The sequence below is a fragment of the Streptomyces sp. NPDC058464 genome, from assembly GCF_042721035.1.
In the GTDB taxonomy this organism is placed as follows: domain Bacteria; phylum Actinomycetota; class Actinomycetes; order Streptomycetales; family Streptomycetaceae; genus Streptomyces.
Map to the genome: position 1 here is coordinate 159,438 of NZ_JBHXMA010000015.1, position 22,406 is coordinate 181,843.

General features: G+C 70.3%; 20 protein-coding genes and 1 pseudogene. 12 read left to right on the top strand and 9 right to left on the bottom strand.

The window, feature by feature from the left end; all coding sequences use genetic code 11:
* The first annotated feature begins 161 nt into the window (after positions 1-161).
* From ACFWPQ_RS21250 to ACFWPQ_RS21260, 3 genes are all read left to right on the top strand, one after another.
* Positions 162-2,831: an Ig-like domain-containing protein gene (locus tag ACFWPQ_RS21250; protein WP_384036734.1), complete on the top strand. Its 2,670-nt coding sequence runs from the start codon at positions 162-164 to the stop codon at positions 2,829-2,831.
* Between the two features lie 164 nt (positions 2,832-2,995).
* A complete protein-coding gene (locus ACFWPQ_RS21255; RefSeq protein WP_384036736.1) occupies positions 2,996-3,427 on the top strand; it encodes a hypothetical protein in 432 nt (143 codons plus the stop codon).
* 29 nt (positions 3,428-3,456) lie between these two features.
* On the top strand, positions 3,457-4,347 hold the full coding sequence (locus ACFWPQ_RS21260) for an NAD(P)/FAD-dependent oxidoreductase (RefSeq protein ID WP_384036739.1): 891 nt from the start codon (positions 3,457-3,459) through the stop codon (positions 4,345-4,347).
* Between the two features lie 95 nt (positions 4,348-4,442).
* Here ACFWPQ_RS21260 and ACFWPQ_RS21265 read toward each other — a convergent pair whose 3' ends face one another.
* Complete coding sequence (locus tag ACFWPQ_RS21265) at positions 4,443-5,501, bottom strand: prolyl oligopeptidase family serine peptidase (RefSeq protein WP_384036741.1); 1,059 nt, start codon at positions 5,499-5,501, stop codon at positions 4,443-4,445.
* Positions 5,502-5,946: 445 nt separating this feature from the next.
* On the opposite strand from ACFWPQ_RS21265, the gene ACFWPQ_RS21270 reads away from it, so the two are divergent.
* Positions 5,947-6,684 (top strand): TetR/AcrR family transcriptional regulator, encoded by a 738-nt coding sequence (locus tag ACFWPQ_RS21270; RefSeq protein ID WP_384036744.1) that lies wholly within the window; start codon positions 5,947-5,949, stop codon positions 6,682-6,684.
* 167 nt (positions 6,685-6,851) lie between these two features.
* Complete coding sequence (locus tag ACFWPQ_RS21275) at positions 6,852-8,249, top strand: MFS transporter (RefSeq protein WP_384036747.1); 1,398 nt, start codon at positions 6,852-6,854, stop codon at positions 8,247-8,249.
* Positions 8,250-8,444: 195 nt separating this feature from the next.
* Here ACFWPQ_RS21275 and ACFWPQ_RS21280 read toward each other — a convergent pair whose 3' ends face one another.
* The 4 genes and pseudogenes from ACFWPQ_RS21280 to ACFWPQ_RS21295 all read right to left on the bottom strand — a co-directional run.
* Positions 8,445-8,969 carry a hypothetical protein gene (locus tag ACFWPQ_RS21280; RefSeq protein WP_384036750.1) on the bottom strand — a complete coding sequence of 175 codons (525 nt, stop codon included), beginning with the start codon at positions 8,967-8,969 and terminating at the stop codon, positions 8,445-8,447.
* Positions 8,970-9,064: 95 nt separating this feature from the next.
* Positions 9,065-9,640, bottom strand: a complete 576-nt coding sequence (locus ACFWPQ_RS21285) for an RNA polymerase sigma factor (RefSeq protein ID WP_384036911.1) — start codon at positions 9,638-9,640, stop codon at positions 9,065-9,067.
* Between the two features lie 136 nt (positions 9,641-9,776).
* Entirely contained in the window at positions 9,777-9,902 is a 126-nt protein-coding gene (locus ACFWPQ_RS21290; protein WP_384036913.1) for a histone-like nucleoid-structuring protein Lsr2, read from the bottom strand.
* A gap of 84 nt (positions 9,903-9,986) precedes the next feature.
* Positions 9,987-10,532: pseudogene (locus ACFWPQ_RS21295) on the bottom strand (SMI1/KNR4 family protein); the annotation flags it as partial.
* Between the two features lie 241 nt (positions 10,533-10,773).
* On the opposite strand from ACFWPQ_RS21295, the gene ACFWPQ_RS21300 reads away from it, so the two are divergent.
* The 5 genes from ACFWPQ_RS21300 to ACFWPQ_RS21320 all read left to right on the top strand — a co-directional run bounded on the left by ACFWPQ_RS21300 (position 10,774) and on the right by ACFWPQ_RS21320 (position 15,279).
* Positions 10,774-11,739, top strand: a complete 966-nt coding sequence (locus tag ACFWPQ_RS21300; protein ID WP_384036753.1) for an ABC transporter substrate-binding protein — start codon at positions 10,774-10,776, stop codon at positions 11,737-11,739.
* Positions 11,736-12,509, top strand: coding sequence for an ABC transporter permease (locus ACFWPQ_RS21305; protein WP_384036757.1), 774 nt, complete (start codon positions 11,736-11,738; stop codon positions 12,507-12,509). The genes ACFWPQ_RS21300 and ACFWPQ_RS21305 overlap by 4 nt, the downstream gene beginning before the upstream one ends.
* Entirely contained in the window at positions 12,473-13,282 is an 810-nt protein-coding gene (locus ACFWPQ_RS21310) for an ABC transporter permease (protein WP_384036761.1), read from the top strand. Before ACFWPQ_RS21305 ends, ACFWPQ_RS21310 begins: the two co-directional genes overlap by 37 nt.
* A 25-nt stretch (positions 13,283-13,307) precedes the next feature.
* Positions 13,308-14,144, top strand: a complete 837-nt coding sequence (locus tag ACFWPQ_RS21315; RefSeq protein WP_384036763.1) for an ABC transporter ATP-binding protein — start codon at positions 13,308-13,310, stop codon at positions 14,142-14,144.
* Positions 14,145-14,592: 448 nt separating this feature from the next.
* Positions 14,593-15,279 (top strand): response regulator, encoded by a 687-nt coding sequence (locus ACFWPQ_RS21320; RefSeq protein WP_384036767.1) that lies wholly within the window; start codon positions 14,593-14,595, stop codon positions 15,277-15,279.
* Positions 15,280-15,314: 35 nt separating this feature from the next.
* On the opposite strand, the gene ACFWPQ_RS21325 is transcribed toward ACFWPQ_RS21320, so the two are convergent.
* The gene (locus tag ACFWPQ_RS21325) at positions 15,315-16,517 is read right to left on the bottom strand and encodes a sensor histidine kinase (RefSeq protein WP_384036770.1); all 1,203 of its coding nucleotides are present in this window, start codon (positions 16,515-16,517) and stop codon (positions 15,315-15,317) included.
* Between the two features lie 547 nt (positions 16,518-17,064).
* Here ACFWPQ_RS21325 and ACFWPQ_RS21330 point away from each other — a divergent pair.
* Positions 17,065-18,570 (top strand): subtype B tannase, encoded by a 1,506-nt coding sequence (locus ACFWPQ_RS21330; protein WP_384036773.1) that lies wholly within the window; start codon positions 17,065-17,067, stop codon positions 18,568-18,570.
* A gap of 74 nt (positions 18,571-18,644) precedes the next feature.
* Here ACFWPQ_RS21330 and ACFWPQ_RS21335 read toward each other — a convergent pair whose 3' ends face one another.
* A complete protein-coding gene (locus tag ACFWPQ_RS21335) occupies positions 18,645-18,899 on the bottom strand; it encodes a Smr/MutS family protein (protein ID WP_384036776.1) in 255 nt (84 codons plus the stop codon).
* A 93-nt stretch (positions 18,900-18,992) separates the two neighbouring features.
* Positions 18,993-19,958, bottom strand: coding sequence for a DUF1152 domain-containing protein (locus ACFWPQ_RS21340; protein ID WP_384036778.1), 966 nt, complete (start codon positions 19,956-19,958; stop codon positions 18,993-18,995).
* A 627-nt stretch (positions 19,959-20,585) separates the two neighbouring features.
* Between ACFWPQ_RS21340 and ACFWPQ_RS21345 the strand changes: the two genes are divergently transcribed.
* Positions 20,586-21,659, top strand: a complete 1,074-nt coding sequence (locus ACFWPQ_RS21345) for a hypothetical protein (protein WP_384036781.1) — start codon at positions 20,586-20,588, stop codon at positions 21,657-21,659.
* 131 nt (positions 21,660-21,790) lie between these two features.
* Here ACFWPQ_RS21345 and ACFWPQ_RS21350 read toward each other — a convergent pair whose 3' ends face one another.
* Positions 21,791-22,369 carry a nuclear transport factor 2 family protein gene (locus tag ACFWPQ_RS21350; protein WP_384036784.1) on the bottom strand — a complete coding sequence of 193 codons (579 nt, stop codon included), beginning with the start codon at positions 22,367-22,369 and terminating at the stop codon, positions 21,791-21,793.
* Positions 22,370-22,406 lie beyond the last annotated feature (37 nt).

Consider the following 22,406-nt stretch of genomic DNA (forward strand, 5'->3'; position numbering starts at 1 on the left):
AACGCGGTGTCACAGTCATCTGGCCCGATGAACAGATCTTCAGGATGACCGTACCCCGGCCGGACCAGAAGGAGAGGGATGAGCAGGATCAGAGAGGGGGAACGACGTTGAACAGCCACATTCAACGGCGCGTCCTCACCGTTGTCGGCAGCACTCTTCTCATGCTGCAGTCACTCGTGGTCATGGGTCCCGCCGCCGCACCCGCGTGGGCGGGCGACGACCGGAGTCTCGCCACCAACGGCAACGAGCCGCACAACGCCACCGTCAATCCCCGCAGGCCGAGCCAGGTAGCCGTCATGCAGGGATGCACCGTCCGGATCGACAACAACTTCGGCAAGGACGGCTTCCCGATCACGCGGACGTCGACCCTCCCCTGCTCGGGGGACCCGTCCCTCGCCTTCGACTCGCAGGGGCGTCTGTTCGTCGCCCATCTCTCCACGAGTTTCAACACCGCCCCCAGCTTCGGGGTGGGCGTCGCCCGGATCAACGACCTGACGACGCCGGGGACCCAGACGTACACGGCGACCCAGGTGAGCGCGAACAGTGCCGTCAACGACGACAAGCCCTGGCTGGTGGCCGACACCAACCCCACCAGCCCGTACCGGGACAACCTCTACATCGTCTGGTCGCACCTCGGCACCCCGTGGCAGATCCAGTTCTCCCGCCTCGTGAGCGGGAGCACGACATGGTCGACGCCGAGGGTTCTCTCCGCGGCCGGCGAGGGGAACGTGTGGCCTTCCCACGCGGCGGTCGGCCCGAACGGCGACCTCTACGTCGCCTACCACGCCAACGGCTGCAACGAGGGAGCCGACGGACTGCCCGGCCTGGGCACCACACAGCTCCTCCGCGACGGCTCCGGGGGCGCCGACTTCGCCGCCGGCACGGTCGAGCAGAAGACAGCGGCGTTCGGACCGGGACAGGCCACCATCACCTGCAACGTGGTGAACACCCCGGGCGGTGACATCCCCGGGACCGACTTCTGGCTCCAGGGCAGCATGCAGCCGTGGATCCTGCCCGACCCGGCACGGCCGGGGAACGTCTACGTCGTCGCCAACGACGACCCGAACAACGTCTTCGGGAACGGAGACGACGCCGACGTCGTCATCGCCCGCTCCACGGACAACGGGCAGACGTTCACCCGGGGCCGGGTCGACCACGGGCCGGGCCACACCTTCGCCGTGATGCCCACCGCCCACATCGACCAGGACGGCAACGCGGTCGTCACCTGGTACGACAACCGCAGCGGCCGACGCAACTTCGGCACCGGGCCGAACGGCACCAACAACTTCCTGCTGGAGCTCTACGGCACGACGAGCCGCGACGGCGGGCAGACCTGGGCGCAGGACTTCCGGGTCAGCGACTCCCCCTTCGACCCCGACCGCAACGCCCCCTGCCGTTTCGCCTGCGGCGCCGGCTCCACCCAGCAGACCCTGCGCATCGGGGAGTACAACGGACTGTGGTCGGCCGACGGGATCGGTTACGCGACCTGGACCGGCAACACCACCCCGCCGACGGCCACCGCGTCGGCCCAGGGCAGTCAGACCACCTACTTCGACGTGTTCTCGATGCTCGGCGCCTTCCCGGACGCCTTCGAACCGAACGAGTCGATCGACACCGCCGTCGCCACCGCGCTCGGCACGAGGAACAGGGTCACCAGGCCGCGCCTCACCCTGCACAGCGCGACCGACGTCGATTTCTTCAGGGTCGAGCCCCGGCACACCGGGCACCTGCGGGCCGAGATCGCCTTCAACGAGGTGATCTCCCGGCTCCAGGTCCGCGCGTACGACAAGTTCGGCAACCAGGTGGCCACCGGGACCACCGCCACGACCAGGCCGGGCAGTTCGACCAGCAGACTCGCCATCCCGGTCGTCGCGGACCAGCCGTACTTCGTCGCGGTGAGCGACGCCGGCATCGCCGACCCGACCAGACCGGGTGACGCCTCGCCGACCGACCCGCCGCAGGCCACCTACGACCTCACCGTCCTCAACCGCGCGGCCCCCGAGCCCTACGGCCTCGACCTCGCGCACAAGTCGGACTCGGGCCGGTACGACAACGACGACGTCACCAGGATCCGCGGTCCGCAGCTCTTCCTGCGGGTCGACGACTCGGAACTGCGGGCCGCGGGCATCCCGCTGTCGCCGCAGAACTCCACGGCCACGCTCGCGGACGACATCCCCGGCTACAAGGTGGCCGTGGAACGCGACGGACGGCGCGTCGGCTTCGCCCAGCCGGTGGACCCGGTCGCCAGACCGGGGCTGTACCGGATCCGTCTGAACCCCGTCCTGGTGGAGGGCGAGAACCAGATCACCGCGGAGGTGGTGATCGTCGACCGGTCCGACGACCCGGGCATCCCCGGGGTGTCCCACGTCGTCGGTTCGGGCAGGGAGAGCGCGCACCGGCTGTTGATCACACTCGACACCACCGCACCGAGGCGTCCGGCCGCCCCGGACCTGCTGCCGTCGAGCGACACCGGCAACCGCAGGGACGACATCACGTCGATCACCAAACCCGCCTTCCAGGGCCGGTCCGTCGAGTCCAACGCGCTGGTGCGGCTGACCGCCGATCCGAAGGGACCCGTCGGCCCGGCCGTGGTCGGCAAGGACACCGTCACCTCGGGCGGCTCCTACGAAGTCGTCAGCGCCCCGCTCGATCTGGGGAAGTACGGCTTCGCGGTACGCCTCGAAGACCTCGCGGGCAATGTGAGCCCGGCATCACCGGTCCTCAAGGTGGAGATCGCCAAGTCCCCGGCTCATGCCGACGCGCACCGCCCGAAACCCGCTCACCACTGTCGCTCAGGTGGCTGTCACCGTCTGCTCCCGCATCCCCGGTAGGCATCGGGTGAAGTGAGTCCTCCGCCAACGGTGTTCGGCCCGGCCCCGGTCCATCCCGGGGACCGGGCCGAGCACTTGGGGGAGGTCGGCCGGCCGTGTCGCACTGATCAGTGCCGTCGTTGATCCGCGTGATGCGCCCGGCACCGGCAAGCGTGGGAGACGACATGCAGACGAACCGCACCTGGGGCAAAGCCGTTGTCATCGGCGGGAGTTACGCGGGGCTGGTGACCGCGCGGGTGCTCGCCGACTTCTTCGCGGAAGTCGTCCTCGTGGAGCGGGACGCCGTGGACGAGGACACCGGTGCTCACCAGGGTGCGCCGCAGGGCTATCACGCGCACGCGATGCTGGCCAAGGGCGGCGAGATCCTGGAGCGGCTGTTTCCCGGGCTCCGGGACGAGCTGCGGGAAGCCGGTGCGCCGGTGTTCGACTACGGGCAGGGGATCGACTTCCTGCTGCCGACCGGACTCGCACCCCGGGCCCGGACGGGGGTGCAGATCCAGACGTTCACCCGCGACGAGCTGGAGCGCCGGCTGCGGCGCAAGGTGCTCGCCCGCTCCGAGGTCACCTGCTGGCCGCCACGCAGTGCTCGGGGCTGACCCGGGACGCCTCGGGACGGGTGACCGGTGTGACGTGCCGACAGCAGGACGCGGAAGCGGTCGACCTCACCGCCGATCTGGTCGTCGACGCCTCCGGGCGGTCCAGCTCACTGGAGGACTGGCTGGGCGCGGCCGGTGTCGCGGTCCCCCCGAAGCGGACCGTGAAGGCGAAGGTCACCTACACGTCGATGAACTTCGACCGGCCCGCGGAGGGCGACCCGGGCCACCCGGACTTCTACATCGCCTACCAGATGCTGTTCGCTCCCCGCGTGCCCCGGGCCGGGGTCCTGCTGGCCGTGGAACGGAACCGGTGGACGTGCTCCCTGCTGGGCTTCCAGGACCCGCCGCCGGCCGACGACACGGGCTACCTGCGGTTCGCCGAGAGCCTGGACAACCCGCACCTCGCCCGGCAGATCGGGCGCCGTACGGTCCAGGAGCCGACCCATCGCTACACCAACGTCGACAACCAGTGGCGGCCCTATCACGCCGTCAGGAACTGGCCGGACCGGCTCATCGCCGTCGGGGACGCGGTGTGCGTCTTCAACCCGGTCTACGGCCAGGGGCTGACCGTGGCCGCGATGGAGGCGGAGCTGCTGCAGCGGCTGCTGGCCCACCGCAGCGCGTCCGGCAAGCAGCTGGACGGGCTGGCCGGCGGCTACCAGAAGCGGGTGGGCCGGCTGCTGCTCGGCCCGTGGACGCTCTCCACCAACTCGGACCTGATGTGGAACCCGGACCCCCAGCCCCTGGGGGCGCGGTTCGCGCACTGGTACAACACGAGGCTCTTCCAGGTCGCCGTGCAGGACCCGGCCGTCTGGTCGAGGTTCGTGCGGGTGGTGAACATGGTGGCCTCCCCCGCGGTGCTGTTCCACCCCGCCGTGGCCCTGAAGGTCCTGTCCACCGCACTCGCCCCCCGGGGCTGACCTTCCGGGAGCGCGAGGCGCGGCGCGCCGGTGATGCGCCGGCGCAGTCCCGGCACCGGCGCATCAGCACCTTCCGTCCCGCTTGCGGTGACGGACTAGTCGGCGTGCCCGGCCAGGAAGTCCGTGATGTAGCTCATCGTCTTCTTCGTGGACCACGGCTTCGCTCCGCCGTCGGCGGACGAACCGGCCGACCCGGAAGGGGTGCTCGACGAGCTCTGGGAGATCGCCGCCGTGACGGTGGTGTCGCCGTGGCCGGCCCCCGTGAGCACCACGCGCTTGGCGTCGACGCCCTTGTCCTTGAGGGCGGTGAACAGATTCAGCGTCTGGCTGGGCGAGACCAGGGGGTCGGCGGTGCCGTGGAGGAGGAGGAAGGGGGGCGTCGAGGAGGAGATGTGGGTGGCCGGGGAGGCGGCGGCCATCTGGCTGGTGTACTGCTTGATGGACTTGGTGGTCCCGGGGCCGTAGACCCACTGCGCGGCCGCGTTGCCCGCGGCGTAGTTGAAGTCCTTGGCGGCCTGGTCGTAGTCGGCGGCGAGCTCCGACAGGTCGGCCGGGCCGAACTCGTCGACCACGCCCTGGACCTGGCTGCTCTGGTCGAGGTGGTCGCCGGCGTCGTACGTCTTGTCGCCGTTGGTGACACCGGTCATGGCCGCCAGATAGCCCCCGGCCGACTGACCCCACACGAAGACGTGGTCGGTGTCGATGCCGTACGTGTCGGCGTTGGCCCGCAGGTAGCGGATCGCGGACTTCACATCGGCGAGGGCGTCCTTGTAGGTGGCGCCGCTGGTCGTGGTGCGGTACTGGATGCTGGCGACCACATAGCCCTGGTCGGCGACGTAGGTGCGCTGATCGAGGTTGGCGGTCCGGTCCGACAGCATCCAGCCACCGCCGGTGACGTAGACCACCAGCGGCTTCTTGCCGGCGGACTTGGGCACCTGGATGTCGAGCTTCAGGTCGGTCTTCTTGCCCTGGGTGGTCGGCGAGGAGTAGGTGATGTCGTCGGTCGCCGTGACCGCCGACGTGTCGCAGGTGATCTCCGGGCCCGTGGGGTTGATGACCGTGCTGGTGCTGTTGTCGGTCTTCTTGATCGTCTTCGCCTGAACGAAGCCCGCACCCCCGCCGCCCGAGGCTCCGGACGGTACGCCGCTGGGCATCCCCGCGGGTGCGCCGCCCCCTGCCGACGTTCCCGAGGCGGCGGTCGGACATGCGGAGGCCGATGCCGATGCCGACGCGGCGGACGATCCGGCCGAGGAGTCGTCGCCCCCGCATCCGGCCAGACCGACACACATCACGCCGGTGACCGCCACCAGGGCGGCGATCCGCCCCGGGCGCCCAGGCCATCGCCACTGCCCCCGCGCACCGTGGCCTGCAACCGCATCGTGTCGATCCATCGCGCCTTCTCCTGCCGTATCGGACGGAAACACATCCGGAGATTGAATCTCCGTTTCGTTGCGCCGCCACCGTAACACGAAACGGAGATTCAATCTCCATTTCATCCGGGTGCATGGGCCGGCCGCCTGTCCGCGCTGCCAGAGGCGTGGAGGGCGCGGTCGTACGATGTGCCAGGACGATCGCGCGCCCCGAAAGTGAGACCTCTGCATGGCGGCACACTCCGCATCCGGCGAGGCCGGCGGTTCCGGCGGTTCCGGCGGTTCCGGCGGGGCGCGTGCGTCCAGGCCGCGGCGCGACCGTGAACTGAACCGGCGCAAGCTCCTCGCCGCCGCCCGCGAGGTGTTCCGCGATCACGGCCTGAAGGCGACCCTGGACGACGTCGCCCGCCATGCCGGGCTGGGGGTGGGCACGGCCTATCGCCATTTCGCCAACAAGCAGGCCCTGATCGACGAGCTGGTCGACGACATGTTCGCGCGCGTCGAGGAGGCCACCCGGGAGGGGGCGGAGGACGCCGACGCCTGGCGCGGGCTGACGGTCAGCCTGGAGCGGGTGGCCGCACTGCAGGCGCTCGACCGCGGCCTGCGCGAGGTCGTGCTCCACAGTGACCGCGCGATGCCGGCGGGACTGCGGCACCAGGAGCAGATCAGGCGCAATGTCGACCTCGCGGTCGAACGGGCCAAGGAGCAGGGCGCGCTGCGTGCGGACGCGGAGCCCTGGGACCTGGTCGTGATCCAGCAGATGCTGGCCGCGGTGACCGAACGGACCGGGCAGCCGGATCTGTGGCGCCGCTATCTGCGGCTGTTGCTGGACGGCCTGCGAGCCGGTCCCGAGCACACGGAACCGCTCCCCGGAGAGGACTACGGCAGGCGCTTCGACCTGCGGGGATCGCACTGGATCGACCCGCCGTCGCCGGATCCGGACGCCTCGGGCGCACCACGCGACTGAAGGAAAATCCACGGCTCCGGCTCTTGACGCGGCTCGATCGACCCCCACACACTCAGGGCCCGGTCGCTGAAGAAATCTTCACTGTCCGAACATTCGCGCCGGCAGCCGTGGGCAGGTCCGCCCGAAGGCTGCGACCGAGCCGCGCACGAACCCCCTCTGGAGCCTCCATGCCCGCCTTCGGCACAGCCATGTCTCCGCCCGACACGCCTCCCCGGGCCGCCCGCACCCTGCGTACCGTCGCCCCGGTCCTCGCCCTGTGCTGGCTCGCCGTCTTCTTCGACGGCATGGACGTCAACATCTACGGCGCCGTCCTGCCGCATTTGCTCGAGGACAGCAATCTCGGCCTCAGCAAAGCCACCGCCGGAACCATCGGCAGCTGGACCACGTTCGGCATGCTCGTGGGAGCGCTCACCGCCGGAAACATCACCGACTGGGTCGGACGCAGGCCCGTGCTCGTGGCCAGCGTGAGCCTCTTCTCCGCCGGCTCGGCCGTGTGCGCCGCGGCCGCGGACCCCGCGCTGTTCGGCACCGGCCGGTTCCTGGCCGGCCTCGGGCTCGGCGGGCTGATGCCGCTGTGCCTCGCCATCGTCATGGAGTTCGCCCCGCCCCGCCGAATCGCCCTGGCAACCGGCCTGCTGATGACCAGTTACCACGTGGGCGGAATGGCCGCCACCGGCCTCGGTCTGACGCTCGCCCCGGCGGCGGGCTGGCGCTGGGTGTTCTGGGCCGGCGTGATCCCCGCCGTGATCGCCGTACCGCTGCTGCTGAAGCTGATGCCGGAGTCGCCCGGGGTCCTGCTCGCGCAGGGACGGCGGGACCGTGCCGACGCGATCACCGACCGGTACGGGCTGCCGCGGGCCGTCCCGGCCACAGCACCGGTTGCGGGTGCGAAGGGTCGCCTGGATGCGGTACGCGCCCTGTTCGCCCCCGAGTCCCGCTTCGCGACGCCGCTCCTGTGGCTCGCGTCCTTCTGCGGTCTGCTCCTGGTCTACGGCGTCAGCACCTGGCTGCCGCAGATGATGCTGGCCTCCGGCTACGGCATGACCTCCTCGGTCAGCTTCCTGCTCGTGATCAACGCGGGCGGAATCGTCGGCATGCTGATCGCCGGCCGCACCGCCGACCGCTACGGCGCGGTACGGGTCTCGGCGATCTGGTTCGTCCTCACGGCGGTCGGCGCACTGCTGCTCCAGACGCACTTGTCGCTGGCCGTCACCTATGTCGTGGTGGCCGTCACCGGGATCTGGCTCTTCAGCGCGCAGGTCATGGTCTACGCCGCCACCAGCACCGTCTACCCGGAGAGGGCACGGGCCACCGGGCTGGGCTGGGTGACCGGGGTCGGCCGCAGCGGCGCGGTGCTCGGCCCCTGGCTGGTCGGCGCGCTGGCCGACAACGGCCACGACAGCTGGGGCTTCACCGTCTTCGCCCTGGCCGGAGTGGGCGGCGCGATCGCCGTCTCCCTCGTACCGCTCGCCCGACGAGCGACCCGGGGAGCCGGCCTCGCCCCCGCTCCCCCGGTCACCGGGACAGTGAGCCGGCCGGTACTGGAGGCCGACGACCGGAGCTAGGTCCGGCCGCCGCCGCCCAGGCCGACACCGACCGGCGGCGAGGGCACGTCGAAGCTTTCACGGCCCGGCCCGGCCCGCATCGCTCGGCAGGTGTTCCCGGGCACCACGACCATCTCGTCGCGGTGCCCGGGAACGCCCTCGTCGCCTCGTTACTTCGGCGCAGGAGAGATCCGAGGTCGTGGCCTCAGTTCGCCATCAGTTCGCCAAGGCCTGGCGGAATTCCTTCCAGGTCTCGTCCGAGGCCCAGTTCGCGCCGCACGAGGGAATGGTGCCGTCCTTGTCGGCGGCCACGATGTAGTGCTCCCCGACCGTGAAGGTCAGACTCTCCGGGAAGTCGGGGTCGCTGCTCACCACGACCGTGTGCGTGCCGCCCCCGCGCAGCCAGTGATCGACGTGGAAGGTGACCAGGGGGCCCTTCACGGAGGTGGCCGTCCCGTAGAAGAGCGTCGGGTATCCGGCCAGCTGGTCGGGGACCGGCGCCTGGCACTTGCCCTGGGCGCTGCTGCCGGGGAGGGTCAGGTTCAGCGAGGCGCCGGCCGTGGTCGAGTGGCCGTTGCCGGAATTCGCCGCAATTCCCGCGGTGATTCCACCTCCGAGAAGCAGTGCGGCAGCCGCTGCGAGCCCGAGGAGACTCCGGCGTCCCCTTCGCGCGGTGGCCTTTGCCGTGGGCGTGGTGTCGGTGGCGGTGTTCTCCGGTCGGAGCGCGGAATCGGTGTTCAAGGCAGCCTCCACAAGGCGATCGATGTCGGGCAGCGGAGCTCGTGAGGTCAGTGCCGGATCCCCGGCCCTCAACAGGGCCAGCAACTCGTCGTCATTCACTGACTGCTCCTTTCTTCATTCACCTTGTGTCCGGGGCGCTCGGAATTCTTTCGCCCCGGCTGCAGCCGATCGGCGAGTTTCTTTTTCGCCCGGTGAAGCCGCATGCTCACCGCATTGGACGTCAGCCCGGTCACCTCCGCGATCTGCCGCGGTGCCAGCCCCTCCCACGCCCACAGCCGCACCACCTCACGATCCAGCTCCCCGAGCGCGTTCAGCGCGGAGTGCAGGTCGCTGTGGTCGGCGGCCGCTTCCGCGGGCGCCTGCTGAGCGTGCGTCAGCCGTTCCACCAGGCGGAGCCTGCGGCCGTCCGCCCGGCGGGCGTTGGCCAGGCAGCCCCGTGCCACCCCGTAACACCAGGGGAGCACGTCATCGCGGTCGGGCAGGGAACCGGTTCCCAGCCCGGGTACATGGTCGATGCGACGCCACAGCACCAGCATCGTCTCGGACAGGACGTCCTCGACCATGTCAGGGGCAGTTCGCCGCAACAGATACCGGTGCAGGGGTTCCGTCACCACGTGCGCCAGACTTTCGAAGCGCGCGCGCCGCTGCCGACGCGTCTCCTGTTCCGTCATGGATTCCACGACCTGTCCGTGTCCGGCAGCGCCCCGTTCCTTTCATCAGCACCGTGTCAGCCGTACGAACCAGGCGGTGACGGCGGGCAGGGCGGCCCAACCGCTGGTCGTCGGCCGGCGCGGCCGGAGCCGGTACTCACCTCTGTGACATCTCGTAGGCCTCGCGGACGGACGCGGGGACACGTCCACGATCATTGACGAGATAACCGTTGGCGCGTGCCCACAGGCGTACCGGTTCGTCCTCGGGACGGGGATCGAGCATACGGTGCCTGGCAGACCCGCCAGGGCCTCTCCAGTCTCCCGAGGACACCCCCTCCAGTCGGTCCGCCGTCTCCTGGAAGAAGGCGGACAACGAGGCGTACACGCCCTCCTCGGGACCGTATGCCTCGTCCCAGGTACCGATGGTTCCGCTGAGCGTGTCCAGGAACGTCCCGTAGAGACCGTCGCTCTCCGCGGCGATGGGCACCCACTCACGACGCCAGAACGGGTGGTCGGGGTCTGCGGACGGCTGCATCTCCTCCAAGCCCGTGCGGCTGAGGTAGACCCGCTGAATGTCCGTCAGCCCGAGAAGGAGATGGCCGCCGGGGATGTCCATCTGGCACCCCAGCGCCACCAGACAGGACTGATCTTCGGGTTGCCTGCCGGCGTCGATGTCGTTCGCCAGCAGCCACTGCCGCATATCGGCCGGCAGGTCCAGGCCCATGCGCAGTTCGGCTTCTCTGATGGCGGCGTGGCTCCCCGGGCCGCCGAGCGCGGCCAGAGTTTCAGGGTCGTTCCGTTCAAGCCAGGCGATTACCCGGCCCCATGCCTCTCGACCGCTCCTGCCCCGTGCGTCGGGGTTCCGCTGTTGTCCTCTCGGCGAGGCGACGACCGCTGTCGATCCATGGGGCAACCGTATGCGGGGCCACTGACAATGGGCTCGCTACGGCTGTGAACGTATCCCTCACCCGTCGTACGGCAGACGTCGTACGGGCCAGTGACGGTGTCCGGGGGATGTGCGGGTGAGCCGCGGGCGACACCTTTGGCACGTCGAACTCGACGCCATGTCCTGACCCTTCGTCTTTCTCCCTGCCACATCTCATTGCGCGCGGACCGGCCGGAACATTTCCGATGCGGCCGCGGGAGGACAGAAAATGCAACGCCTATTCGTCGGCATCGTCGCCGCCTCGCTTCTGCTCGGGGCCACGGCCTGTGGTTCGTCCGGCAATTCCGACGGCTCCGCGTCGGACAGCGGCGGTATCACCAACGTCAAGGTCGGAGTCATTCCGATCGTCGATGTGGCCCCCGTCTATCTCGGCCAGAAGAAGGGGATCTACAAGAAATACGGTCTCAGCGTCTCGATGACCACGGCGCAGGGCGGCTCGGCCATCGTGCCGGGCGTGGTCAGCGGCCAGTTCCAGTTCGGTTTCAGCAACACGACTTCGCTGATGATCGCGCAGAGCAACGACGTCCAGGTGAAGGCGGTCTCCAACGGCGCGGCATCCACCGGTGTGGAGGGCCACGACTACGGCGCGCTGGTCGTGAAGAAGGGCAGCTCCCTCAAGTCCGCGAAGGACCTGGAGGGCAGGACGGTCGCCGTCAACACGCTGAACAACATCCTCGACACCTCGGTCCGCGAGTCCGTGCGCAAGGCCGGAGGTGACGCGTCGAAGGTGAAGTTCGTGGAGCTGGCCTTCGACCAGATGCCCGCAGCCCTGGAGAAGGGACAGGTGGACGCCGCGATGACGGTCGAGCCCGCGCTGACCACCGTACTGAACCAGGGAGGCGTGGAGATCGCGTCACCTTACGTGGACGTGGCCAAGGATCTCACCGTCGCCATGTACTTCACCTCGCAGAAGTACGCGAAGCAGAACCCCCAGGTGGTGAGCAAGTTCCAGAAGGCCACGGCGGAGGCGCTGGCCTACGCGAACGGCCACCCGGACGAGGTCCGCGACGTGGTCTCCACGTACACGCAGATCCCGTCCTCCGTCGTCTCGAAGATGACCCTGCCGAAGTGGCCGCAGGACATCAGCCGGTCCTCGGTGGAGACGCTGGAGCAACTCGGCGAGCAGGACGGCCTGTTCAAGACCGCCCCGGACCTGGACGAGCTGCTGCCGTGAGAAGTCCGGACATCGCACTCGGAGCGGCGGGGCTCGCGACCTTCCTCGCCCTCGGCGAGGCCGTGCCACGGCTCGGCCTGGTCGACGCCGACTACTTCGCGCCGCCGAGCAGGATCGCCGGCGCGCTGGGCGGGGAACTCGGCGACGGCGCCTTCTGGTCGGCGCTCGGGGACACGCTGACCGGCTGGGTGATCGGCCTGGCGATCGCGGCGGGCGCGGCCGTCCTCTGCGGCCTACTCATCACCGTCGTGCCGTTTCTCCGCCAGGTGACGGCGTCGACGATCGAGTTCCTGCGTCCCATCCCGTCCGTGGCACTGATCCCGCTGGCGGTGCTGCTGTACGGCACCGAACTGCGCTCGGTGCTCCTGCTGGTGGTGTACGCGTCGTTCTGGCAGGTGCTCGTCCAGGTGCTGTACGGCGTCCAGGACGTCGACCCCGTCGCCGACGAGACGGCACGGTCGTACGGACTCGGGACCCGGGCGCGCATCCGGCACGTGATCTGGCCGACGGCCCTGCCCTACGTCATGACCGGGATCCGGCTCGCCGCGGCGGTCGCCCTGGTGCTGGCCATCACGGCCGAACTGGTCATCGGGGCACCGGGGTTGGGTTCGCTGATCGCGGTGGCCCAGGCGTCGCAGGCCGTGCCCGACATGTACGCGCTGATCACGGTGACCGGAGTCCTGGGGCTCCTGATCAACCTGGGGGCCCGGGCGGTGGAGCGGCGGGCGCTGGCATGGCACCAGTCCGTACGCGGGGAGGCCGTCCTGTGAGGGCGCTGACCCGGCAGGTGCTGTTCGCGGTCGGCCTGCCCGCGGTGCTGCTGGCGCTGTGGTGGGTCGCGTCGAGCGGCAGCACCGACCCGTTCTGGCCGCCGCTGCGCACGATCTTCCGGACCTTTCCCTCGGTGTGGACCGGCGAGCGTCTGCGCACCGACCTGGTGCCCAGCCTGCTGCGGCTGGCCGCCGGCTGCGCGCTCGCGGGTGTCGTGGGCGTCGGCCTGGGCACGCTCATCGGTTCCCACCGTGGGGTGCGGGCCTTCTGCGAGCCCGTGCTGGAGTTCCTGCGTGCCGTGCCGCCCCCGGTACTGGTGCCGGTGCTCATGCTGTTCGCGGGCATCGGCGACACGATGAAGATCCTGGTGATCGCGAGCGGCTGTGTCTGGCCGATCCTGCTCAACACGGTGGAGGGCGTGCGCGCGGTCGACTCGGTCATGCTGGAGACGGCGCGCTCGTATCACATCCATGGCGTCGGACGGCTGCGCCACCTGGTGCTGCGCGCGGCGAGTCCGCAGATCGTCGCCGGTCTGCGCCAGGCCCTCTCCGTCGGCATCATCCTCATGGTCATCAGCGAGATGTTCGCTGCGAACAACGGCATCGGCTTCACCGTCGTGCAGTTCCAGCGCAGTTTCGCCATCCCCGACATGTGGACCGGAATCCTGCTCCTGGGCCTGCTCGGATTCCTGCTCTCCCTCGCCTTCCAGGTCGTCGAGCGCCGGGTGCTCGGCTGGTACCACGGGCTGCGCGCGTCCACCCGGCGGTCATGAGTGAACATTCCGAAAGGGCGAAACCATGCTCGACGTACGTGGCCTGAGGAAGATCTATCAGGGGTCCGGCCGGCAGGTGGAGGCGGTCCGCGATCTCACCTTCACGGTGAAGGCCGGTGAACTCGTCTGTCTGGTGGGCCCGTCGGGCTGCGGCAAGACGACCTTGCTGAAGTGCATGGGCGGACTGCTCAGTCCGTCGGCGGGACAGGTGCTCCTCGACGGCGTGCCGGTGACCGGCCCGCCGCGCGGCATGGCGATCGTCTTCCAGGAGTACGGGCGCAGCCTTTTCCCCTGGATGAGGGTCGCCGACAATGTCGAACTCCCCCTGAAGGAGAAGGGGACACCGAAGGCTAGACGCCGGGAACTGGTCACCGACGCCCTGCGGTCGGTGGGGCTGCCGGACGCCGCCGACGCGTATCCCTGGCAGTTGTCCGGGGGGATGCAGCAGCGCGTGGCGATCGCCCGGGCGCTGGCCTACGAGCCCCAGGTCCTGCTGATGGACGAGCCGTTCGCGGCGGTCGACGCGCAGACCCGCGCCGACCTGGAGGACCTGGTGCGGGCGCTGTGGCGGGAGCGCGGGATCACCGTCCTGTTCGTCACGCACGACATCGACGAGGCGGTCTACCTCGGCGAGCGGGTGATCGTCCTCTCCGCCTCGCCGACCGTCGTGCAGGACGAGCTCCGGATCGATCTGCCCGACGAACGGGATCAACTGCACACCCGGGTCGCGCCCCGTTTCACCGAACTGCGGACGCATGTCTACGAGCAGATCCAGGCGGCGAAGCGAGCCGTCCGGGCGGACACGTCCACGGTGCCGGATGCGTCGGCCACATCGGCCGCCGGCGGCCATCCGGACGGCTGAGCCCGGCGGGCGGCCATCCGGACGGTTGAGCCCGGCGGACGGCCATCCGGCTGCGGCTGCGGCTGCGGCTGCGGCTGCGGCCATGGTTGCGTGGCCGGGCCCGGCCGATGCCCCTCCCGGTCGCTGCCCCCGTCACCGTCCCGGCACCGGGGCGGGCGGAGGCGGCGCGGGTCGGCAGACCGGAGCGCGGCTGCGTGCGACGGTCCACGTGGCGAGGCGGCCTGCGGACCGCGGGCGGCAGGAGGCGCCGCACCTCGCTGCACCCCGCGCCGTACCTGGCCGTGCCGCGCCCCGCCACGCCACGCCACGCCTCGCCTCGCCACGCCCCGCCCCGCCACGCCACGCCACCCGCGCGTCCCACGGGCCGACGCCCGCCCTGTGGGGCACCGCCGTGACCGCCCCCTTCGTAGCCGGAGACGAAGTCTCCGTTTTGCCGTAGGGTGACGGCATGAACGACGCCTCGATCCGGGTGGTCATCGCCGACGACCAAGCTCTGTTGCGGGGCGGGTTCCGCATTCTGATCGACTCGGCCGACGATCTGGAGGTGGTGGGAGAGGCCGAGACCGGCCGCGAGGCCATCGAGATCGTCCGCCGCACCACACCTGACGTCGTGCTGATGGACATCCGCATGCCGGAGCTGGACGGCCTGGCGGCCACGCGGGAGATCGCCGCGGATCCCGACCTGGACGACGTCCGCATCGTCATCCTCACCACCTACGAGGTGGACGAGTACGTCCTGCAGGCACTGCGGGCCGGGGCGTGCGGCTTTCTGGGGAAGGGAATGCGCCCCGCGGAACTGCCGGAGGCCATCCGGGTCGCGGCGCGCGGCGAGGCTCTGCTGTCGCCCAGGGCCACGCAGACGTTGATCACGAGGTACCTCGCGCTCCCCGACGGACCGCCGCCCGTCCGGTCCGGGGAACTGTCCGGACTCACCGACCGTGAGCGGGAGATCGTGGCGCTGGTGGCCGAGGGGCTGTCCAACGAGGCGATCGCCGACCACCTGATCATCTCCCGCCAGACCGTCCGCACCCATGTCCATCGCGCCATGGCCAAACTCCGGGCCCGGGACCGGGCACAGCTCGTGGTGATCGCGTACCAGACGGGCCTGGTGCGCCCCGCGGCCGCGGACCGGTAGCGGGAAACCGGAAGCCGGAAGCCGGAGCCCGCGGCTCAGGGCTTCGTCCGGGATGCGGGAAGGAAGGCGTCCACGCTGAACTCCTCGGGGCCCGCCTCGACGTCGAGGCGACCGCCGACGGAGGCGGCCCGCTCGCGCAGGCCCAGCAGGCCACGACCGGTGCCCCAGCGCGCCGCGGACGGTACCGCGGGCGTGGCGGAGGAGCTCGGCCGGACCTCGTCGCGGGCCACCGGGTTGACCACCGTGATCCGCAGCCGATGCGCGGCGAAGGACAGGCGGACCGTCGCGGTCCGGGGCGTGGCGTACTTGAGTGCGTTGGTCAGCGACTCCTGGATGATGCGGTAGCCGGCCATGCTGACGGCCGGGCTCAGGCCGAGGTTCCGTCCGCCGCGCTGGATGTCGATCGTCAGGCCGGCGGCCCGGAAGCCGTCGAGGAGATCGTCGAGGCGGTCGAGGGTGGGCATGGGCTCCGGAGGGAGCGGTTCGCCGTCGGGCTGGCGCAGGACGGTCAGCATGGTGCCGAGTTCGGCCAGCGTGCTGCCGCTCGCCGCGATGACGTGCTCGATGGCCGCTTCGGCCGCTTCGGGCTGCCGGCGCAGCAGGTGGACGGCCGCCCCGGCCTGGAAGTTGATCACCGTGATGCTGTGGGCCACGATGTCGTGCAGGTCGCGGGCGAGGCGCAGACGCTCCTCGGCCACCCGTCGGCGTGCCTCCACCTCCCGGGTTCGCTCGGCGCGCAGGGCGCGGTCCTTGATGGCCTGGATGTAGGCGCGGCGGTTCCTGGTGGCATCCCCGATGGCGGTGGTCGCGCCGAGCAGGGCGATCAGCACGAGGTTGCCCGGGTCGAGGAGGTGACGCCCTGTCACAAGAAGCGTGATGACCGGGACCACGACCGCGGTGACCGCGCCGATGATGAGAGCACGGGTGCGGGGGGCCGCCACGGCCGCGGAGTACAGGGCCACGAGACAGCACACCATTCCCGGGCCCGGCTCCCGCATCCACAGGAGGGCCGCCAGAAAGACGACGGTCGTCGCCGCGAGCACGGCCAGCGGCATGCTCCGTCGCGCCGTCAGGGGCCCGGCCGAGAACAGGGCGAGCAGCATCGCGAGCCACACCGGGGCGCCCTTCCCCAGGAACCCCGGGAAAACGAGGGCCGCACAGAGAACGGCGAGCGAGCCGTCGACGAGGAACGGGTCGGCGAGCGCCCGGCTCCGGATTCCGTCCGGCACACTCACCATCGCCGGACTCCGGCCGGTCTTTTCTCGCAACAGCGTGCGCACACACGGTTCACGCCGTTCACGGTACGCGCCGCAACCGGCGGGGACACCCCGCCCGTCGCGCCGCACCGCTGCCGCCTTTCCGGCGGCGGCCGCCCGCACACACGGCGCGACCTGCACCTTCGCGGTCTCGGTGCGGTCGCCCAGGGGTTCGGGCACCGGTTCGCCCTACGCCGGCCCACGTATGCCGCGGGGCACGATACGGCGCTCACCGTATGCGCGAGAGACGGCATTCAGGGGACGCGCGAACCGGTTTTCAGAAGGCAGTTTGAACACGTCGCACCCCCCACACGACGCGGCCCTCGTGTCCACTTCGGTCTCACCCGACCGTGCCGGGGAAGCGCGACCGAATGACCCGATATCGACCCGGCGCGACTCTCCTTCGCAGGAAAGGCACAGCATCAACCGCTCGACCGTGCCAAGGAGCGTCGCCCGCGGTCGAAAGGTCATCCCGAACCCGCACTCCGACAAAGGTGATGATGTGAAGCGCCGAATTTTCCTTTCCGGTATGGCAGCCACCGCGGCGGGCGCGGCAACCGCCTGGTACTACGGCGGAACGCAGGGCGCTGCGGCGTCGACCGGAAACTCGCTGACGTTTCCCAGGGACTCCTACACGACGGAGACCAAGACCGTCACGACGGCCGACGGCACCGACAAGACCGTCACCTACCGGTTCTGGGAGAACATCGTCTACGTCGCCGACCCCGTGGACGCGACGTACCAGTGCCTCAACGTCGAGGAGCCGGTCGAGATCGACGGGAGGGCCCTCGACGCCTCCCGTGCTCCGATCTTCTTCTCCATCCCGCTCGGTGGTTTCCTCTCCGGCACACCCACCGGCGGCACGAACCCCGGCGGCGGTTTCCCCAGCACCGCTCCGACCACGACCTCCACGTCCGCGGCCCCGCTGCCGCCCGGGGCGGGCGACCAGGGCGACAACTCGGCGCTGGCCCTCGCCGCCGGCTATGTCGTGGTGACTTCGGGTGCCCGCGGCCGGGAGAACGTCAAGGACGGCAAGTACTACGGCAAGGCCCCCGCCGCCCTCGTCGACCTGAAGGCGGCCCTGCGGTACGTCCACAAGAACAGGGGCGTGCTGCCGGGCGATCCCAGCAGGATCATCACCAACGGCGGCAGCGCCGGCGGCAACTTCTCCTCGATGATGGGCGCCTCGGTGGGCAGCTCGCTGTTCGAGCCCTATCTCCGGGAGATCGGCGCGGCCGAGGCGAGCGACGCGGTGTTCGCCTCCGCCGTCTTCTGCCCCATCATCGACCTCGGCAACGCCGACAAGGCCTACGAGTGGATGTTCGGCTCGGCCGAGCTGGACGGCGAGCTGGTCGACCAGACGGCTTCGAAGGAGCTGACCTCGCAGTTCGCGTCCTATCAGACGTCCCTCGGTCTCCATGGCGTGGGCGGGTTCGGCCGGGTGACGGCCGCCAACTACGACCGCTACCTGCTGGAGAACTACGTGCGGCCGGCCGCGACCAGCCACCTGCGGGCCCTCTCGGACACCGACCGGACGACGTACCTGACCGCCAACCCCTTCATCACGTGGTCGGGCGACGAGGCGTCCTTCTCCTGGGACGGCTACATCGCACACATCGGCCGGTCCCGTCCCGTGCCCGCCTTCGACGACAAGGCCCTGTCGGAGCCGGAGCCGGGTTACTTCGGCGACGAGACCCACAACGCCCGGCACTTCACCGACTTCGGCCTTCGGTACGCGACCGGTGACAGGACCGCCACGGTCGACAGCGACATCCCGCACAAGGTCATGCTGGCCAACCCGATGCACTACCTGGAGAAGCGCAACCCCCGGCGGGCCAGGCACTGGTGGCTGCGGATCGGCACCAGTGACACCACGCACTCCCTGACCGCGATCACCAACCTCGCCCTCAGGACACAGAACCTCGGCGACGACGTCAATCTCAAGATGTACTGGGACGGCGGCCACGGCGCCAACGAGGACCCGGGCGACCTGATCAAGTGGATGGGCGAGATCACCGGCTACGGCATCGGGTAGCACCGACGCCTCGACTCCGAGGGCCCGGCGAGCGTACTGCTGCTCGCCGGGCCCTTTCGCCGGCGGGAGAGAGCTCAGGGGCGTGCCGTGAAGTGGACCAGGATCCGCCCCGTGTTGACCGTGTCGATCTCCACGCGGTCGTACAGCTTCCTGATGTGCTTCTGGCCGAGGAACGCGAGGACGCGCCCCTTGAGCTGCCCGGTGCCCTTTCCGTGAATGATCTGCACGACGGGCTCCCCCGTGCTTTTCGCCTGGAAGACGATCTGCCGCAGCGCGAGTTCGATGTCGCGGTTGTTCCGGAAGATCGGGTGCAAATCCAATGTCAGCAAGGTGCTACCTCCCGTCGCCGCCACCTGTGACGACCCGGACCGAGTGTGTCATGCGAGCCCCTGCCAGGACCCCGGCCCGCACCGGGGGACGGCTCAGTGCGGGAATGCCCGCGGCGGACGCTGGCGGGGCAGCGTGGTGCGGAACTCCTCGATCACGGAACTCACCTGCCGCATCAGCGAAGTCCGTTCCAGCAGACCGAGGTAGAGGTTGCGGCGGGCCAGTCCGGGCAGGTCCACACAGAAGTACAGTGCCATCAGCGGGTTGACGAACAACTCGCCGCCCTTGGTCCGCTCCGTGAACCGGACGTCGCCGAAGTCACCGCGCACTGCGGCGGCGACGGATCCGTGCACGATGCTCGGGTGGCTCGCGGTGTGGCGCTGGGCGTGCGCCACCGCGTCGAGATACAGCGCGCCCTCCCGCGCCGCCCCCAGCAGCGAGAACGCCCCGAGATAGGCGCCGTCCCGGTCCAGGGCGGCCAGGTTCTCCAGTACGAGCGAGTGGTTCACGCCGTGATACGCGTCCACCCCGAAGCCGAGGCAGGCCACCAGCCGGTGCGGGACCTCGTCGAGCCCGCTCACGGCGGCCAGGCTCGCCATGTCCTCCTCCGGGGTGCCGAGACCGTGTTCGTCGCCGCGCATCAGGATGTCGGTCCCGCCGTCCACCAGCACGACCGCGTCGACACCGCCGAGATGCGTGATCAGCGTCCGGTAGGCCGCCCGCAGCGGAGCGACCCCGATGCTCGGGAACGCGTACACGGTCGACGGCAGATCCTGCGTCGCGAGCCACTGGGCGAGCGTCCGTTCGGGGAAGTAGTCGCCGCGCAGGGGGGTGTCGGGCCCGACGGCCGCGACGTCCTGGTCCACCCACACATCGAGGTCCAGGCCGTACAGGTCGGCGAAGGACAGGTTGGCGAGGTGCACCTCCTTGCCGGCCGACCGCAACGCGAGTGCGAGCGGCAGCCCGGCGTACACGTCGAAGCCGCCGCCCGCACCGGCGACGAGCACCCGTCGCGCGTCGCGCAGGCAGGTGAAGAACGCGGGTTCCCCCAGAGAGATCACCGCAGGACGCTAGCAGGAAGGCGAGCCGGCATGGGCCGACCGATGCCGCCTGATCGAACACCGCTACGCGCCGCCCACTGGCATCCCTCGCATGACAAGGCGGGGGTGGCGACTGGGTGTCGTGACGGCCACCGGAACTTCCCGCTCGACCCCCGCCACCCCGGCGACCCCGTCGTCGCCACCGCGGTCAGCACCGACTACGGCGCCCTGGATCTCGCCACGGCCCGCGGCTGGGGCTACGGCTGGGGCCCGGCCGAGTCCCCGGCCCTCCGGCCGAAGGGCCTGTCACGGTCTATGCCGTGGGCCGTCCGGCCGATCTGCCCGCTTGCTGATGTTCCGCGTGCGTCACGGCAGCAGGACTCTCCTCGTCGACAGCGCGAAGTCGGCACGGCCGGACGCACCTGGCGCTTGAGCAGCTTGATCCGGTTGACGTGGCCCCAGCGAACGCAGCGCGAGAGGACCGACCGGGCCTTGTCGGGGTCGTACCACGCTGCGAACATTCGTTCAGCGCAGGCTTGTTGCTCGCGAGAGGTCTCGGAAGGGGAACACGGGATGGCGTTCTGGCGGCACAGAAACCAGCACGACGGCGCATCGGGCACCGCGCGACCGCACTTACCGGGGACGCCGTTGCCCGGGTCCTCTGCCCCGCAGTCCGGCTCCACCTACGACCCGCTCGAAGGGCAGCCCGGCACCGAACCACTCGCCACTCTGCGGAGCGGGGCCCTGCTCAGCGCAGTGGACCAGGCCAATGACGCGGTGGACGCCGCGTACGACGACTGGTACGCCCTCGCCAGGAGCGCCGCCGTCCTCGGCCGGACCCAGGAGAAGAGCGGCGACGCCGAACTCGCCGTCGCCGCCTACGACCAGGCGGTCCGTCTGTACAACGACAACTCCCGCAACATGGGCCACGGCGCCGATGCCGTCACGGGGCTCGCCACCCTGGTGGACTGCGCGGGGCGGGCCATGCTGCTCCACCACCGCCAGGGCCGCGGCAGGCTGGCGGACTCCGCCTTCGACGTGGGACGCCTCTTCGCCGAGTTCCTCGCCCACAACAGACTGACCTCCTCCGCCTCCCAGCTCCTCGGCCGCCGGGTCGCAGTCCTGCAGCGCACCGGACAGCCCACCGACGATGTGCTGGACCCCGGGGTCCTTTCCCTGCTGCCCCCGCAGGACACCCTGCGCGAAGCCACCTGGGCCGTGGCGGAGTACCTGGAGCCCCCGGGCCCGCACACCCTGGCCGAGGCCCTGCGCGCCACCGGTGCCGAGAAGCAGGGTTGGGCGATCCATCTCGCCGACGCGCTGACCGTGGACGGCGGCAGCAAGGTTGAGGACTGGTCGCCCACCCTGCGCGGTAGCCATCTCGTCTTCCTGCCCGGCGCCGCCGAGGCCGTCACCCGCGCCCTCGGCGATGCCACGGGCACGGCCGCGGACGGCTGGCGCCTGACCGGCCGCGAGATCCACATGTGCTACTCGGTGGCCTCCGGCCGCGGCGAACTGCGCTACATCCTCGGCGACCACGCCGAATACTGGGGCGGTCTCCTGCTCGCCCTGGGCAAAGACGCCCTCCGCGCCGGCCACACCCGGCTCGCCGGCGACTGCGGCGACTGGCTGCGCGGCGTGCTCACCCAGGCCAACCCCCACACCTTCATCGCCCCCTGGGGGGAGGCACTGCGGACCGGGGTCGAGCAACTGCCCAGCTGAGGCCGCCTGCCCGGGCAGCGGGTTCGCCCGTCGGCTGCTCCGGCACGAGCGGACCAGGGGGCAGCGGGGCTGCAGAGCCGGGACATGCGGCTCTTCGGACTCCTCCCGCGGGAGCCGAGGCCACGGAAGAGTCAGGAGCGGGGAACCATGACGTCCCAGTGCTCGACGCACTTGCCGCCGGCGACCCGGAACAGGTCGTGGAACACGAACGGCGTCCCGGCGAACGAACCCTCCGAGCGCAGGTAGGCGAAGTCGCCCTCGACGACGACCTGGCGGATCCCGTCGTACGACATGGTGACGCCCTGCTCGGCCAGCGCCGTGAGCGCCGCGACCAACCCGCTGACTCCGTCGGCGAAACGGGGGTTGTGCTGGACGTAGTCCTCCCCGGCGAGGTAGTCACCCAGCACGGCCGTCTTGCCCTCGACCAGGATGTTCTGGACCGTCTCGGTGGCGATGCGCCGCGTCTCCTCGGGGTCTGCGGAGTGGTCGACGGCCGTGACGCCGTCGATCTGCGAGTACCCGTTGACCGTCGCCGGCACCCAGGCCTCCTCGTCGGACCAGTGTTCGACCGTTCCGCCCTCGGGGTTTCGCCACAGGTCGAAGCGGACCGCGGCGGGTCCGGAGTCACCGACCACGATCGAATGGTTGACGACGAAGTCGCCCTCTGCCAGCACCCGGCGCACGATGCGGTGGGAGGTCTCAGTGGACATGGACGCCTCCGTCAGGATAGTTGGTATGAAATCTGGA

Coding starts and splice junctions, on each gene's coding strand:
- ACFWPQ_RS21285 (WP_384036911.1), bottom strand. CDS start 9,640: ATGACGGAACAGGAGACGCGTCGGCAGCGGCGCGCGCGCTTCGAAAGT.
- ACFWPQ_RS21320 (WP_384036767.1), top strand. CDS start 14,593: ATGAACGACGCCTCGATCCGGGTGGTCATCGCCGACGACCAAGCTCTG.
- ACFWPQ_RS21250 (WP_384036734.1), top strand. CDS start 162: ATGCTGCAGTCACTCGTGGTCATGGGTCCCGCCGCCGCACCCGCGTGG.
- ACFWPQ_RS21290 (WP_384036913.1), bottom strand. CDS start 9,902: ATGCTCGATCCCCGTCCCGAGGACGAACCGGTACGCCTGTGGGCACGC.
- ACFWPQ_RS21350 (WP_384036784.1), bottom strand. CDS start 22,369: ATGTCCACTGAGACCTCCCACCGCATCGTGCGCCGGGTGCTGGCAGAG.
- ACFWPQ_RS21265 (WP_384036741.1), bottom strand. CDS start 5,501: ATGCCCAGCGGCGTACCGTCCGGAGCCTCGGGCGGCGGGGGTGCGGGC.
- ACFWPQ_RS21300 (WP_384036753.1), top strand. CDS start 10,774: ATGCAACGCCTATTCGTCGGCATCGTCGCCGCCTCGCTTCTGCTCGGG.
- ACFWPQ_RS21330 (WP_384036773.1), top strand. CDS start 17,065: ATGGCAGCCACCGCGGCGGGCGCGGCAACCGCCTGGTACTACGGCGGA.
- ACFWPQ_RS21310 (WP_384036761.1), top strand. CDS start 12,473: ATGGCACCAGTCCGTACGCGGGGAGGCCGTCCTGTGAGGGCGCTGACC.
- ACFWPQ_RS21325 (WP_384036770.1), bottom strand. CDS start 16,517: ATGGTGAGTGTGCCGGACGGAATCCGGAGCCGGGCGCTCGCCGACCCG.
- ACFWPQ_RS21315 (WP_384036763.1), top strand. CDS start 13,308: ATGCTCGACGTACGTGGCCTGAGGAAGATCTATCAGGGGTCCGGCCGG.
- ACFWPQ_RS21270 (WP_384036744.1), top strand. CDS start 5,947: ATGGCGGCACACTCCGCATCCGGCGAGGCCGGCGGTTCCGGCGGTTCC.
- ACFWPQ_RS21255 (WP_384036736.1), top strand. CDS start 2,996: ATGCAGACGAACCGCACCTGGGGCAAAGCCGTTGTCATCGGCGGGAGT.
- ACFWPQ_RS21275 (WP_384036747.1), top strand. CDS start 6,852: ATGCCCGCCTTCGGCACAGCCATGTCTCCGCCCGACACGCCTCCCCGG.